A 14501-nucleotide genomic window follows, 5' to 3' on the forward strand; every position below is an offset into this window, starting at 1 on the left:
AGACATATCCGTGAAATGGCGCCTTGCTGCGGCCATGGCCGTTCCGCTCGTGGCGGTGGTCGTGCTGGCCTGGATGCAGATGAGCGCCAGCTATGACAATTACCGCCATGCTGAGCGCCTGGTCGAAGCGACGGAGGAGATCGCGACCCTGGGCAGCCTGGTGCACGCCTTGCAGGTCGAGCGGGGCCAGACGGCCGGCTTCATCGGTGCGCAGGGCAAGCAAGGTGTGGATGCCCTGGCCGCCGCCCGGGGCAAGAGCGATCCGCACGTCGCCGCCATGACCGGCGTTCTTGCCACGGTCGCTGCCGAGGACAATTCTTCTCTCAAGGCGCGCACCGATCGCGTCGCGGCGGAACTCGCCCAACTGGCGGATCGACGCAAGGCGGTGGACGGGCTCTCCGCCACAGCGGCGGATTCTTTCAACTTCTACACGGGTCTGATCGGCCAACTGACGGATCTGTCGCGCGACTTTTCGCTGGCGATCGGCAGCGAGGGCACGTTCGGGCACATGATCGCCTACAACCTCCTGATGAACGCCAAGGAACTGGCGGGCCAGGAGCGCGCTATCGGCAACGCCTTCCTGTCCGCCGCGCGCATCGACGAACAGCGTTTCATGGTCTTTGCCGGCCTGTTCGGCGCGCAGACGGCGCTGCTCGACGCCTATGTCGAGCTTCTGCCGTCAGACCAGCGCCAACAGGTGCTGGTCGAAATGCAGCGCGACGGCGCGGCCCTGGAAACGATGCGGGCACGCATCATCAAGGGCGGCGTCGCGGGCGATCTGAACGGTCTCCCAGCCCCCGATTGGTTTTCCTTGGCGAGTGAACGCATCCAGCGCCTGAAGACGGCAGAGGATGCGACCCTCAAGGCGATCGTGACCGAGGCCAACCATATTGCCGCCGTTGAAATGCAGAGCTTCGTCACCGTGCTGGCTCTTGGCCTCGGCGGCGTGCTGCTGGCCTTCCTCCTTGCCGTATCGCTCGCTTTCACCGTGATCCGGCCGCTGGGCGTGTTGACCAATGCGATGAAAAAGCTGGCGACCGGCGAAGTCGACGTGAACCTGGCGCAGTTCGACAGCCGGGACGAGATCGGGGCGATGGGGCAGGCCGTGGGCAGTTTCATCACCATGTCCCGGGACCGAGTCCGGCGTGAGCGAGAGGAGGAGGCTCGCCTGGCGCAAGTGGAACAGGCCCGGCGCGATGCCGCCGACAGCGAGCGGGCCGAACGTGCCGCCGAGATCGGCTTTGCGGTGGAGCAACTCGGTATCGGTCTCGACCATCTCTCCGCCGGCGATCTCACGCAGCGCATCGACCGGAGCTTTGCGCCGGCGCTGGACGCGCTGCGCCTCAACTTCAACGCCTCGCTGGACAAGCTCCAGACGGTGATTGCCTCGATCAGCGAAAGCACGTCGACGATCCACCACGGCTCGCTGGAGATTCGCCAGGCCGCCGACGACCTTGCCCAGCGCACCGAGAGGCAGGCTGCCGCGCTGGAGGAGGCCTCGGCCTCGATCACCGAGATCACCTCGGGGATCCGCGACGTCAGTCGCCGGGCCGAACACGCCGGCGGGCTCGTCGAGCGCGCGACGGTCGATGCCCGGCACTCCGGGACGGTCGTCCGGGACACCGTCGATGCCATGGGCCGGATCGAGCACTCCTCGGGCCAGATCGGCCAGATCATCGGCGTCATCGATGACATCGCCTTCCAGACCAATCTTCTGGCACTCAATGCCGGGGTCGAAGCGGCACGCGCTGGCGAGGCCGGCAAGGGCTTTGCCGTCGTCGCCCAGGAAGTGCGCGAGCTCGCCCAGCGATCCGCCCATGCCGCCCGCGAGATCAAGGACCTGATCGCCCGCTCTGCAGGGGAGGTGAGGACCGGCGTGACGCTGGTCGGGCAGACCGGCGAGGCGCTAAAGGGCATCGAGTCCCATGTGGAAACGATCAATGACGAGATCATGGCGATCGTCTCGGCCGCCCGCCAGCAGTCCGCCGCGCTCGGCGAGATCAGCGCGGCGGTCGGGCAGATGGATCAGGTAACCCAGCAGAACGCCGCCATGGTCGAGGAAACCAGCGCCGCCACGCACGGTCTCGCCAACGAGGCGGACCGGCTGAACGAGCAGGTGGCGCTGTTCCGTCTGGCCGAGGCCAGCCGCGACCGTTCCCTGCGCGCCGCGTAATCGGTTCGTCCATCCGAAAGGGCGACGGGGGCCTTGAGGCCCCCGTCCGCTTTTCCTGGTTGCAGAATGCCCCCAGCGCAAACAAGCCGCTTCGGGGATCGTGGACGGCGCGGCGCACGCCGCCCATTCTCCCGGCCTATTCGCCGCGCGGAAAGCGCTGGCTCTCCTCCAGGATGTTCAGATCCATGTGATTGCGCATATAGCGCTCCGATGCCCTCTGCAGCGGCTGGTAGTCCCAGGGGAAGTAAGCCCCGTTGCGCAAGGCGGCATAGACCACGTGGCGCCGGGCCTGGCTCTCGCGCACGGCGGCGTCGTAGCGCTTGAGATCCCAGCGCCCTGCCGCCAATGCTTCGAGCCGCCGGAGGGTCCCGGCATGGGCCGGCTGGCTTGCCAGGTTGTGCAATTCCTGCGGATCGCTGTCGAGATCGATGAGGATCGGCGGATCCCGATCGCACAGCGTCAACTTGAAGCGGCCGTCCCGGATCGCGACCAGTGGCGCGATCGACCCCTCCGCCGCATATTCCATCGGCACGGCGCCGCGCTCGCCCGAGCCCCGGGCAAGAGGCATCAGATCCTCGCCGTCGGTCCAGGCGGCAAGCGTCGACATGTCGATGCCGGCAAGACCGGCAAGCGTCGGCGTCACGTCGAGCGTTGAAACGGGCTCGGCCACCAGCCTTGCCTCCAGCCCCGGCGCGCACAGCATTAGCGGCACGCGGGCCGAACCTTCAAAGAAGTTCATCTTGAACCACAGACCGCGCTCGCCCAGCATGTCGCCATGGTCGGAGACGAACAGGATGGCGGTATTGTCCGCCAGGCGGGTCCGCTCCAGCACGTCGAGGATCTCGCCGATCTTCTCGTCGACATAGGAAATGTTGGCGAAATAACCGCGGCGGGCGCGACGGATGTCCTCGTCGCTGATGGCAAAGGCCGTATGGTCGCAGGCATCCATCAGCCGCTTCGAATGTGGGTCCTGGGCGTCATAGGGGATCGCCGGCACGGTGGGGTCGAGCGCCCGGCAGTCCTCGTAGAGGTCCCAGAACTTGCGCCTTGCCACGTAAGGATCGTGCGGATGGGTGAAGCTCGCCGTCAGGCACCACGGCCGCTCGTCCTGGCCGCGCGACAGATCGTAGAGCCGGCGTGTCGCATGGTAGGCGACCTCGTCGTCATACTCCATCTGGTTGGTGATCTCGGCCACGCCCGCCCCGGTGACGGAGCCGAGATTGTGGTACCACCAGTCGATCCGCTCGCCGGGTTTGGAATAGTCCGGCGTCCAGCCGAAGTCGGCCGGATAGATGTCGGTCGTCAGCCGTTCCTCGAAACCGTGTAACTGGTCCGGTCCGACGAAGTGCATTTTGCCAGACAGGCTGGTCTGGTAGCCGGCATTGCGCAGGTGGTGGGCGAAGGTCGGAATGTCGGAAGAGAATTCCGCGGCATTGTCGTAGACGCGGGTGCGGCTCGGCAATTGCCCCGACATGAACGAGGCCCGCGCCGGTGCGCAAAGCGGGCTGGCCGTATAGGTGTTGGCGAAGCGCACGGAGCGCTTCGCCAGGGATTTCAGATGCGGTGCATGAAGAAACTCAGCCGGCCCGTCGGGGAAGAGCGTGCCGTTGAACTGGTCGACCATCAGGATCAGGATGTTCGGACGGGCTTGCACGATGCTGTCCATCTCAGAGCCCGAGAGACGTCTTGACGGCTTCCGCGCCGGGCTTGCCGTCGAGCGTCGTTACGCCGGAAAGCCAGCTTTCGAGCACGGCGGGGTTGGCCTTGAGCCAGGCGCTCGCCGCCTCCTTGGAATCCTTGCCGCCGAGGATCTCGCCCATCAGCACGTTCTCCATGCTCACTTCGAACTTCAACTGCTTGAACAGCCCGGCCGCATTCGGGCAGCTTTCCGACCAGCCGGTCCGCGCCAGCGTGTAGACCTCGGCGCCCCCGTAATTGGGTCCGAAATGGGCGTCGCCGCCGGAGAGGTAGGTGATCTGGAAGCGCTCGTTCATCGGATGCGGTGCCCAGGCAAGGAAGACCACGCCCTTGCCTTCCTTCGTCGCTCGTTCGACCTGCGAGAGCATGGCCTGTTCCCCGGATTCGACCAGCTTCCAGTCCTTCAGCCCGAATTCACCGGCATCGATCATCTTCTGAATGTTGAGGTTGGCCGGTGCGCCGGGCTCGATGCCGTAGATCGTGCGTTCGAAATCGTCGCCATGCTTTTCGAGGTCGGCGAAGTCCTTGACGCCCTTCTCGGCCGAGGTCGTCGGCACCGCCAGGGTGAACTTGGCGCCTTCGAGATTCCTGTTGAGCACCTCGACCGCCTTGGCGGCGTTCAAGTCGTCGATGAAGGCCTGCTGCGCCGGCATCCAGTTGCCGAGGAAGACGTCGATCTCGCCGTTCTTCATTGACTGGTACCCGATCGGAACCGCGAGCGTCTTGACCTCGGGCTGATAGCCGAGCGCTTCGAGTAGCACGGATGCCACGCCATTGGTGGCTGTAATGTCGGTCCAACCGGGATCGGACAGGCGAATGGTCTTGCAGCTCTCGGCATCGGCGGCCAGAGCCGGAGCGGCTAAGCCCATGGAAACCGCGAGCGCGACGCCGCCGAGCCACAGCCTGGTCATGCTTTTATTCTGATGCATGTCTTCGTTCCCTCTTTTTTGATATTCGCCAGGTTTATTGAAGCGGAAACTACGTTAGGCTGTGAAGCTCGAAAGTTCTGATCGTTGACATAAGGATGCCTTATGGCAGATGCGCCGGTGGACCTCGGATGGATGCGGCTTCTGGTCGAGATTGGCCGGCGTGGCTCCCTGTCGGCCGCCGCACGTGCACGAGGATTGAGCCAGCCGGCGGTGAGCTACCAGATCCGGCTCCTGGAGCAGAGCTTCGGGGCGCCCCTGTTGCGCCGTCTCCATCGCGGCGTGGCACTGACGGACGAGGGACGGCGGGTGTTCGACATCGCCGCGCGCACGGTCCAGGAACTGGATGAGGTCGAGCGGGTCATTCGTGCCGCCAGCCAGAGGCCCGTCATCCGACTGTGCACTGACTATGCCTTCTCCAGCCTCTGGCTCATTCCCCGCATGCACGCGTTTCGCCAGTCCCATCCCGAACTGGATCTGCAGATCGTCGCGACGCAGCGCCTCGCCAGCGACTGGGAGGAGGGCGCCGACATCGCCGTCGCCTTCGGTTCGCATGGCGAGTTCGGTCAGGACGCGATCCTGCTGATGCCGGAGCGTGTCGTGCCGGTCTGCACACCGGCCTTTCTCGAACGGCATGGTCCGTTCGATCATCCCGAAGCCCTGACGGCGGTTCCGCTCATCCATCTGGATGCAGCAGTCCCATCGCCGTGGTTCGAGTGGCCGAGCTATCTCGGCAGGACGGGGACGAGCCGCAAACCGGATGCCGGCCATGGCGACATGAGCTTCAACACCTATGCCATGGTCATACAGGCGGCGCTGGGAGGGCAGGGACTGGCACTGGGATGGCTCGGCCTCGTCGACCAGACACTCGACAGTGGTTTGCTCTGCCCGGCGGGTGGCGTGCTCGAAGACGAGGATCGCGGCTATTGGCTTCTGGTGCCACGGGCGCGACGGGCAAGCGTCGCCCAACTGGCCGCCTGGCTGGTCAAGGAAGCGCGCGGCGGTGCCAAGGGCGCGAATTACACATTGGAACCGGCAGGAGAAGCCTCGCGGTAGAACCGCTCGAGGTCTTTTGTTACAGGAGATTGGCGATGCGGCAGAATTCCTCGACCGACAAGGTCTCGGCTCGCCGCGCCGGATCGATCCCCGCCCTGGCCAGCAGCGCCTCGCCGCCGAGCGATTTCAGGCTCTGGCGCAGCATCTTGCGGCGTTGCCCGAAGGCGGCCTGCGTCACGCGTTCCAGTTTCTCTACGTTGCAGGGAAGCGGTTCCTGTCGCGGCACCAGATGCACGACCGAGGAGGTGACCTTCGGCGGTGGCGTAAACGCCTGCGGCGGTACGTCGAAGGCCATGTGTGCCTCGGTGCGCCAGCCGCATAGCACACCCAGCCGGCCATAGTGATCGTCGCTCTCGTCGGCGACGATGCGCAGGCCCACTTCCCGCTGGAACATCAGGGTCAGCGACTGCCAGAACGGCGGCCAGTTTCGCGGCAGCAGCCAATTGACCAGCAATTGCGTGCCGACATTATAGGGCAGGTTGGCGATGATCTTCACCGGACCATCCGGCGCCATCGCCTCGAAATCGGTCTTCAGCGCATCGCCCTCGATCACCTCGAGGCGGCCGGGATAGTGCTCGGCGATTTCGGCAAGCGCCGGCAGGCAGCGGGCGTCGCGCTCGACGGCAATGACCTTCTTGGCGCCGAGAGACAGGATGGCGCGCGTCAGGCCGCCGGGGCCGGGGCCGACCTCGAACACGGTCACGCCCTCGAGCGGTCCGGCGGTCCGGGCGATCTTTTGGGTGAGGTTGAGATCGAGCAGAAAATTCTGGCCGAGCGCCTTGCGCGCGTCGAGCCCGTGGCGGGCGATCACGTCGCGCAGTGGCGGCAGTCCGTCGATGGCCGCCATCAGGATCTTGCTTCGCTCGTCCGGCTGATCTCGTCGGCGAGCTTCAGCGCCGCGACCAGGCTGTCCTCGCGGGCGATGCCCTGGCCGGCAATGCCGAAGGCGGTCCCGTGGTCCGGCGAGGTGCGGACGAAGGGAAGGCCGAGCGTGACATTGACCGAATCGTCGAAGCCGAGGGCCTTGACCGGGATCAGCGCCTGATCGTGATACATGCAGATGGCCACGTCGTAGCGGCGGCGGGCCTCGTCATGGAACATGGTGTCGGCCGGCAGGGGCCCGAAGGCATCGATGCCCTCGCTGCGCAGTGTCATGATGGCGGGATGGATGATGTCCTCGTCCTCGTGGCCGATCGCGCCACCTTCGCCGGCATGCGGGTTGAGGCCAGCGACGGCGAGACGGGGATGGGCGATGCCGAAACGGTTCTTGAGATCGGCGGCGACGATCCGGCAGGTTTCGACAATTACGGCCTCGCTGAGCGCGCCTGGGACGTCCTTGATCGGGATGTGGATCGTCACGGGCACGGCGCGGACTTTCGGACCGGCCAGCATCATTACCGGGCGATAGGTCTCGCCGGTGTGGCGCTTGGCGAGTTCGGCGAGGAATTCTGTGTGGCCAGGAAAGCCGAAACCCGCCTCGTAAAGCACGGACTTGGCGATCGGGTTGGTGACCACGGCGCGAGCCTTGCCATCGAAACAAAGCTGAACGGCGGTTTCGATGGCCGCAATCGTGCCCTTGGCATTGGCGACATGCGGCTCGCCGGCAACGACGTCGAAGCCGATCGGCACGGAAAGAACCGGAAGCGCTGTGTCGAACACGGAGATCGCACCCGCTGCATCGGTTTCCTTGAGCGCCACGTCGAGATCGAGCTGGCGTGCACGAACGGCAAGAACGGCCGGGTCGCCAATGTAGAGGAAAGGCGGCACCCGATGCTCCGCCCGCTTCACCCAGGCGGCGAGCGCAATGTCGGGACCAATGCCTGCCGGGTCGCCCTGGCTCACTGCAAGAGGAAGATGGTCGGCAGGGGTCATCCGGTGCTCGGCTCAGTTGTTGACGATCTGTGCTTTCGAGCGCAGTTCGTCCAGGTATTTCTTGGCATTCGGATTGTCGTCCTGCTTTTCCTTGCCGAGATCTTCGGCGCGGAACACGACCTCGGCCGCAACGTCGTCGGAAACCTGGCGCTGGTTGCAGATCGCCAGATATTCGACTCCACGCTCGGTCACGCGTGTGCCGGTCGTGCCGCCCTTGGCCTTCTCGATCAGCGGCTTCCAGTCCGCCGGCAGTTCGGGTTCGAGCACGCGACCAAGATTGCGGATCGACACGTCGAGATAGTTCTTGGCGAAGTCCATGGCGCCGTCGCAGCCCGGGAACTTGGCGCGGGAGGCTTCCGCCTCGGCCTTGCGCTTGCCGGTGATGCCCTTCTTCGAAGCGGGCACGACGAAAATGACCTGCTTGAGGAAGTATTCGGTGGTCACCGGCTTCTGCTTGTTTTCCAGCAGGCGGGTGACGAGATCCTGGTTCGACATCTTGTTCTTGGACCCGTAGCGGGCATTGACCAGGCGCGGCCAGCTCATCGAGACGGCGATATAGGCCTTGAAATGCTCGACACCGACGCCGGCCTGGCCGAGGATCTGCGTCATCTGCTGCGGCGAAAGCTTGTTGCCCGAGGCAAACCGCGCATAGGCGGCATCGACCTCGGACGTGCTGACCGACATGCCGACGCGGGCGATTTCCTGCCGCTTCAAGGCTTCCTCGATCATCTCTTCCTTGGCGATCTGGTTCAGATTGCCCTTGCGGCGCTGAAGGCGAAGAAAGGCGACCCGGCGGGCAACGTCGCCATTGGTGATGGCCGCCTTGTTGACGACGGCGACGACCTGGCTCGCAGCCTGAGCGACATTGACGACGGACGCGTCACCCGCAATGATCGCCAGCGCGACCGTGCAGGCGAGCAGCATCCGCTTTCCCTTCTTTGCAATGGCCATCATCTTCCTTTCCAGCGGGAGCAAAAAAAGTGCTCAACCCGCCTACGCATAGTCCGGTGAAAGTATAATCTGCCGCACCGATTGCACAATCCGTGCGGCGAAACAATGACAACGACCCGCAATCGCTAGGGGTTTTGCCGGGAATCCGGGTTTAGTTGAACCCGGCGAGCTCGGTATCGCCGACCTTGACGTCGCCCAGCGTGCGGAAAGTCAGCCGCGCACCGATCGACCAGTCGCTCGCCGATTCTTCCTCGGGATCGTACTTGTCGGAGTAGACGAGCGAAAAGACCGTGCATTCGTCGGCATAGGAGACGCCGATGCCCTTGCGGTTGATCACGCTGTTGTCGAGGTCCCAGGTGACGGAGCCGAATACCGACCAGTACTCGCTGACCTTGACTGAACTCGCCGACTGGATTTCGTCATTGCGCTTCGACAGTCCGTATTCCGGCTGCGCGGCGATCTGCGAGTAGGTCAGGCTCGTCTGCAGCTTCTCGTTGGAGAACGAGACGTTGGCATCGGTGCGGCGCAGCGCCAGCGTCCGCTCGTCGAGGCGCAGATTGGTGGCCACCGACATGCCGTTCGGCATGTCGATGCCGGCCATGCCGACGAAATCGGAGACATCGGTCTCAAGGCCGGAATCGGCGCCGACCTGGACGAGGTCGTCGGTCGCGTACGAGTTCAGGCCGGCGAGGTGGTAGGACTGTCCAACGACGCCGCGCACCCCGAAGCCGTTGTCGAACGAGCCGGTATAGCGCAGGCCGACATTGGCCCGGGTGCCGCCCTCGACCCGGTCATAGCCGGAGAACTTGTCGCGATCGAACAGGTTGGTGGCGTCGAAGACGAAGCTCTGGGCGTCCTCGTTCGGCAAACGGCCGGCCAGTTGCTCGTCGTTGCGCGCATAGATCTGGCCGATCGGCTCGATGATGTGGCTGCTGTTGTTGGTCGTCAAAAGGAAGGGGTAGCGGGCTTCGAGCCCGGCCGTCATCATGTAACGGGTTTCCGCCGTTTCGCTCGTGAAATTGCCGGTGTAGCCAACCGGCGCATTGAGGTCGAGGCCATAGGCGTCGCCGCGTGCGGCAAGCAACGGCGTCAGTTGCAGCCCGCCGGGGACGCTCAGCGTCCGCTTCCATTCGAGTTCGCCGGTCAGACGGCTCGAAGTGCCGTCAAGCCCACGGAACCGTGTGAGGTCGTTTACGCCGTCACCATTGGTATCGACATCGACTTCATCCGACTTGAAGCGCGACAGGGCGGTGAAGTTCAGATTGCCGGAAAGCTGGCCGCCGGCGACAGGCTCTGGCGCATAATAGGCATAATCGACCGAGGGCAGTACCGTCGGCTGCATCTTTTCCGCGGTGTTTTCGGTATCCGCGTCCTGAACGTCGAAGTAGTAGCCGCGCATGTCGAAGGAATTGCGCTTGCCGAGGCCGGTCAGGTAGATCTGGTTCGTATGGGTTGTGTCGTCCAGCCCCTCCAGGCTGTAGGTGCGGGCGAAGTTGTTGTCGCTCTGCACCATCACGTCCCAGCCGAAGGTCCAGCGTGGATTGATCTCGAACTTGCCTTCCGACGCCACCATGCCGCGCAGGTCGCGATTGGCATCGCTCGTGTTGGCGTCGAAACTCTCGCGGTGCAACTGGTCGATTCCGGCGGCCCGCAAGGTCGCCGTGCCGCGCTCGAAGCGCTGGCGGATCTCCGCCTCCAGCAGAACGCCCTGGCTGGTGAAGCCGGTCGCCTTGACGGTTGCGTCGCGCTGGTTGGAGATGGCGAAATAGTAGGGGACCGTCAGGCCGAAGCCGAGGTTTTCCGAGGTGCGCATCTCCGGAAACAGGAAGCCGGATTTGCGCTTGACCGTATGATCGGGCACTTCGATCGCCGGCAGGACGGCGATGGTGCGGCCGAACAGTTCGAATCGTGCCTTTTCCAGCCGCACTGTGTGCTTCTGGCCATTCTGGATGACGCGCTCGGCCTTGACCTGCCAGAGCGGCGGGCGTTCCGGATGGTCGGCGCAGGGCAGGCAGGCGGTGTAGACGCCCTTGTGGAGAATCATGTCCGTGCCGTTCACCCGCTCGCCGCGTTCGGCGGCCAGGCGGGTGTTGTCGGTGGTCTCGATTCGGAGTGCCTCGACGAAGCCATCGGCGAAATTGTCGGTCACGTCGAGCGTGTCGGCATAGATGCGGTTGCCGCCCGGCTCGATCATCTCGATATTGCCGGTGGCCGTCATCCGGCCGCTCTTCTGGTCGTAGACGACCTTGCGCGCGACCATCTGATAGCCGCCGTAATTGATCTGCACACCGCCGATCGCCGTCACGCGTTCAGCGTCACGGTCATAGAGCAGTTCATTGGCTGCCAACAGAAGCTTTGCATCTTCGGGAATATCAGTTGCAAGCGAAGCAGCCGGCTGGCTGTCTTGCGCACGCGCGACGACGGCCGGCGACACCAAAGCGCACACGGCGACTCCCGTCAGCAGGGCTAGGGCTAGCCTTCTGATATTCACGCGGTCACTTACCGCCACTAACCATCCTCCTGATGAAGCAGGATCGTCGCTCCCAAGGCCATCGCCACGACGACCGGAACCCAGGCCGCGACGAACGGCGGTACGACACCGCTGCTTCCGAATGCTTTTACAAGCACGGTCACCACATAAAGCACGAAGCCGGACAGGATTCCACCCAGAATCACCGAGCGCGACTGGTTGAACCTGCTGAATTTTAATGAAACGGTTGCAGCAATCAGCGTCATTGCGACCAGCAGGAAGGGAAGCGAAAGAAGCGAATGGAATTGCGTCTCAAGCGCTTTGGTCGACACGCCGAATGATTTGGCCACCGCGATCTTTCGAGAAAGCTCATAAAAAGCAACGGTCTCCGGCTGCGCCAGGCGTTCCTGGACGAATTCCTGTTTCAAATTGGTACTGACTTGGGCTGTGGCGAGCTTGGTGGGGATCTCGCCGGGACGGGTTTCCGTCACATCGGTAAGCATCCAGTAACCATCTTTCAATTTGGCCGAGTGCGCGTCCTGTCTCAGGATGATGCGGCCGTCGCTGTCGAAGTGGATCAGCACGGCATCGACGAGGAAGGTCCCGTCCTCGAGCACCGTCTCGGCGCCGATGATGACGTCGGCCTTGCCGCTGATCTGCCGCAGCCACGGCACCGCATTGGTGGAGGGCCGTCCGCCGCTCTCACGCGAACTCGCCTCGATCTGCAAAGCCTGCCGCTGGCCCCAGGCCGCAAGCGGGTTGACGACGAAGGAAGTGGCGAGGCCGACCAGAAAGGCGCCAACAAGGAAGGGCGCCATGAACTGCCATACGGAAATGCCCGCCGCCCGGGCCACGACGAGCTCGGACTTCCGGTTGAGGGCGATCAGTGTCGTCATGCCGACGAACAGCGTAATGAAGGGGATCGTCTGCTGCAGGATCAGCGGCAGGCGAAGCGCCGTCAGCCACAAGAGGCCCCAGACGGAAAACACGCCGCGCCCGGCAAGCCGTCCGGACGTCTCGCTGAAGTCGATCAGATAGCCGATCGCGATCACGCCGGCGAGGAACCAGAGCATCGTCGTCACATAACGGCGGAAGAAGTAGCGGCCGAGCGTGAACATCATGGCGCAGACCCCTTGCCGGATGATTCGCGGCGGGGGAAGTAGCCCGACATCGCACTCCACAGGCGTGCGCCGGCATGGCGGATGACGCGCGGGAGGCGCAACTGGCGTCCGCTGAACAGCAGGAAGGCGGAAAGACCACCGCCGATGAGCGGCACGGCGTAAACGAGCGGCACATAGACCGCGTCGCCTTCGGCCAGCTTCACCGTGTAGTTCGACAGCCAGTAGAGCCCGAGCGCGATGGCAAGCGACGAGGCCATCGGATGCAGCCGTGCTTCCCGGTGCGAGCGGGCATTGCCGCAGATGACGAGCGAGATCAGCGCGAACACCAGCGGCATCGCCCAGGTGCTCATCCGTCGATGCAGTTCGCTCCGGTATTCCCCGCCATTCTTCTGCACGTCCGGATCATCAGGATCGGGATTGAGCAGGAAGGAAAGGTCCCGGTCGATCGCATGCAGCCGGGCCTGGCTGCGGGTCTGCGACAGATCGGACAGGTCGAAGGAATAGGAATCGAATCGCACGATCGACACTTCGCCCTCGGCCGTCTTGCGCTGCACTTCGCCGTCCTTCATCACCAGCGCCGTGCCACTCTCGTCGACGGCGCCCTCGCGGGCATAATAGATCAGCGAATAGGCGGGATCGCGCGAATCGGCGACGAACAGCCCGCGCAGCACGCGTCCCGACAGGCGCTCCGAAATCTGCACGTAGAGACCGTCCTCGATGCGACGGAAATTCTTTTCCTCGATCACCGTCGACAAGAGGTCGGCATAGGCGGCGGCGATCATCTCGCGCGTGCCGACCCGAAGCTTCGGCTCGACGAAATTGGCCATGAGGAAGGAAAAGACGCTGAGGGCCGCGGCAAACAGCAGAAGCGGCCGGGTGATCGTACGGCGCGGCGCACCCGCCGCGTCGATCACTGCCAGTTCCGAATCATTGTTCATCGCCGTCAGCGCCTGGGTGATCCCGATCACCAGGGCGAAGGGAAGGACGGCGGGAATGATGGTCGGCAGGATCAGCGTCGCGAGCTTCATGAACGATCCGACCGACTGGCCGCTGTCGGTGACCAGGTTGATTCGCGCCAGCACCTGCGTCGTCCAGATGATCGCCAGCACCGGCAGGAGCGCGGTGAGGAACATCTGGCCGACACGCCGCAGGATGTAGAGTTCGAGAAGCTTCATGCGGTTGCCTGGGAGCGCTGCAATCGGATCGCGCCCGCGAGTGAGGTTTGGCTCTGTCTACGATGCTTGCGGCATTTTGGCGACAGCGTGCTCCCGCTTTTACCCCGCATCATACTGCGTTTTTCCTGAGCCGCGCTATTTCGAACACGGCCACGACCAGCAGGAAGACGACCGGTGATGACAGCCAGCCGAGCATGACATCCGATAGATAGTGACCGCCGAAGCTGAAGCGCAAGGCCGGCGTGACTACCGACACTGCAATAATGCCGGGCGCCATGACGAGGCGTAGCCTCTGCGGCAGCAGCGGGATCAGGCAGATCAGCCATCCGGCGCCGGCAGCCTCGCCGGAAATGAACGAGCAGTTGTTCTCGCATTGCCCGCTGAAAGAGCCTGCCGGCATGAAAGGCAGTTCTCCGCCGAACAGGTCCGTCTGGTGCGGCCGTGGCCGGCCGGAAAAGCTCTTGAGCAGCAGGTTCACCAGGACGTAGGGGCCGAGGAAGAAGGCGATCAGTGAAAGACCGTAGCGGCGCACCTTCTGTGGCTCATAAGTCGCTCCATGGTGCTGCAAGGCCATGATCAGCGCGATCACGACGACCACGGCCGCGGCCGACGGTGCGTAGAACAGCACCTTGCGCAGGAAGACGAATAGGCCGTCCAGCCGGTAGGGGAAATCACCGCAGACGACCCCTTCGGGCATTCCTTCGGGGCACGCGGCGCTCTTGAAGAAGGCGGCAGTGGCGGCAATGTCGAGCATGGGAAAGAAATGGAAGATCGCCAGCAGCAGCCACCAGAACGCAAACAGCGCCAGCGCGAGCACGACGGCGCGATAGGCGTCCGCGTCTCGACGAACGGCATCGAACAGGACATGGTCGTCTGGCTTCGGCAAAGGCGGTTCCATTTCGAAAAATACTCTCTTGCTGCGCGGCCGGCGCGAAGCGGGCGGAACCTATCCGCACTCGGCTTGCCCTGACAAGAGCCTGCGCGATCACGTTCGATCCATCGGCCATCCATCGGGGATTGTCGTGGCGCCCCATCCGGTTTTCCTTGCCTTCGCAGCGG

At 64.0% G+C, this 14501-nt stretch carries 11 protein-coding genes; 2 read left to right on the forward strand and 9 right to left on the reverse strand.

Translation table 11 applies throughout. From position 1 onward, the window contains the following. Positions 1-10: 10 nt before the first annotated feature. The gene (locus tag RHIZ70P_RS12790; RefSeq protein ID WP_181904015.1) at positions 11-2173 is read left to right on the forward strand and encodes a methyl-accepting chemotaxis protein; all 2163 of its coding nucleotides are present in this window, start codon (positions 11-13) and stop codon (positions 2171-2173) included. Between the two features lie 136 nt (positions 2174-2309). Here the strand turns inward: RHIZ70P_RS12790 and betC are convergent, their stop codons facing one another. Together betC and RHIZ70P_RS12800 are read right to left on the reverse strand one after the other, a co-directional pair. Next, complete coding sequence (gene betC / locus RHIZ70P_RS12795) at positions 2310-3839, reverse strand: choline-sulfatase (protein ID WP_115670692.1); 1530 nt, start codon at positions 3837-3839, stop codon at positions 2310-2312. A 1-nt stretch (position 3840) separates the two neighbouring features. Then, a complete protein-coding gene (locus RHIZ70P_RS12800) occupies positions 3841-4782 on the reverse strand; it encodes a choline ABC transporter substrate-binding protein (RefSeq protein WP_115670861.1) in 942 nt (313 codons plus the stop codon). Between the two features lie 120 nt (positions 4783-4902). Here RHIZ70P_RS12800 and RHIZ70P_RS12805 point away from each other — a divergent pair, with 120 nt between their 5' ends. Then, positions 4903-5853, forward strand: coding sequence for a choline sulfate utilization transcriptional regulator (locus RHIZ70P_RS12805; RefSeq protein WP_115670693.1), 951 nt, complete (start codon positions 4903-4905; stop codon positions 5851-5853). A gap of 19 nt (positions 5854-5872) precedes the next feature. Here RHIZ70P_RS12805 and rsmA read toward each other — a convergent pair whose 3' ends face one another. From rsmA to RHIZ70P_RS12840, 7 genes are all read right to left on the reverse strand, one after another. Then, positions 5873-6700: a 16S rRNA (adenine(1518)-N(6)/adenine(1519)-N(6))-dimethyltransferase RsmA gene (rsmA, locus tag RHIZ70P_RS12810; RefSeq protein ID WP_115670694.1), complete on the reverse strand. Its 828-nt coding sequence runs from the start codon at positions 6698-6700 to the stop codon at positions 5873-5875. After that, positions 6700-7725 carry a 4-hydroxythreonine-4-phosphate dehydrogenase PdxA gene (pdxA, locus tag RHIZ70P_RS12815; protein ID WP_115670695.1) on the reverse strand — a complete coding sequence of 342 codons (1026 nt, stop codon included), beginning with the start codon at positions 7723-7725 and terminating at the stop codon, positions 6700-6702. Before pdxA ends, rsmA begins: the two co-directional genes overlap by 1 nt. 12 nt (positions 7726-7737) lie before the next feature. Continuing rightward, complete coding sequence (locus RHIZ70P_RS12820; protein WP_115670863.1) at positions 7738-8676, reverse strand: SurA N-terminal domain-containing protein; 939 nt, start codon at positions 8674-8676, stop codon at positions 7738-7740. 151 nt (positions 8677-8827) lie between these two features. After that, complete coding sequence (locus RHIZ70P_RS12825; protein ID WP_115670696.1) at positions 8828-11185, reverse strand: LPS-assembly protein LptD; 2358 nt, start codon at positions 11183-11185, stop codon at positions 8828-8830. Beyond that, entirely contained in the window at positions 11185-12267 is a 1083-nt protein-coding gene (gene lptG / locus RHIZ70P_RS12830; RefSeq protein ID WP_115670697.1) for an LPS export ABC transporter permease LptG, read from the reverse strand. The genes RHIZ70P_RS12825 and lptG overlap by 1 nt, the downstream gene beginning before the upstream one ends. Beyond that, positions 12264-13442 carry an LptF/LptG family permease gene (locus RHIZ70P_RS12835; RefSeq protein ID WP_115670698.1) on the reverse strand — a complete coding sequence of 393 codons (1179 nt, stop codon included), beginning with the start codon at positions 13440-13442 and terminating at the stop codon, positions 12264-12266. Before RHIZ70P_RS12835 ends, lptG begins: the two co-directional genes overlap by 4 nt. A gap of 109 nt (positions 13443-13551) precedes the next feature. Then, complete coding sequence (locus RHIZ70P_RS12840) at positions 13552-14328, reverse strand: phosphatase PAP2 family protein (RefSeq protein ID WP_181904016.1); 777 nt, start codon at positions 14326-14328, stop codon at positions 13552-13554. Between the last annotated feature and the right edge of the window lie 173 nt (positions 14329-14501).

It is taken from the genome of Paenirhizobium selenitireducens ATCC BAA-1503, from assembly GCF_900492185.1.
GTDB classification, from domain to species: domain Bacteria; phylum Pseudomonadota; class Alphaproteobacteria; order Rhizobiales; family Rhizobiaceae; genus Allorhizobium; species Allorhizobium selenitireducens_A.

Coding starts and splice junctions, on each gene's coding strand:
- betC (WP_115670692.1), bottom strand. CDS start 3,839: ATGGACAGCATCGTGCAAGCCCGTCCGAACATCCTGATCCTGATGGTC.
- RHIZ70P_RS12800 (WP_115670861.1), bottom strand. CDS start 4,782: ATGACCAGGCTGTGGCTCGGCGGCGTCGCGCTCGCGGTTTCCATGGGC.
- RHIZ70P_RS12805 (WP_115670693.1), top strand. CDS start 4,903: ATGGCAGATGCGCCGGTGGACCTCGGATGGATGCGGCTTCTGGTCGAG.
- rsmA (WP_115670694.1), bottom strand. CDS start 6,700: ATGGCGGCCATCGACGGACTGCCGCCACTGCGCGACGTGATCGCCCGC.
- pdxA (WP_115670695.1), bottom strand. CDS start 7,725: ATGACCCCTGCCGACCATCTTCCTCTTGCAGTGAGCCAGGGCGACCCG.
- RHIZ70P_RS12820 (WP_115670863.1), bottom strand. CDS start 8,676: ATGGCCATTGCAAAGAAGGGAAAGCGGATGCTGCTCGCCTGCACGGTC.
- lptG (WP_115670697.1), bottom strand. CDS start 12,267: ATGATGTTCACGCTCGGCCGCTACTTCTTCCGCCGTTATGTGACGACG.
- RHIZ70P_RS12835 (WP_115670698.1), bottom strand. CDS start 13,442: ATGAAGCTTCTCGAACTCTACATCCTGCGGCGTGTCGGCCAGATGTTC.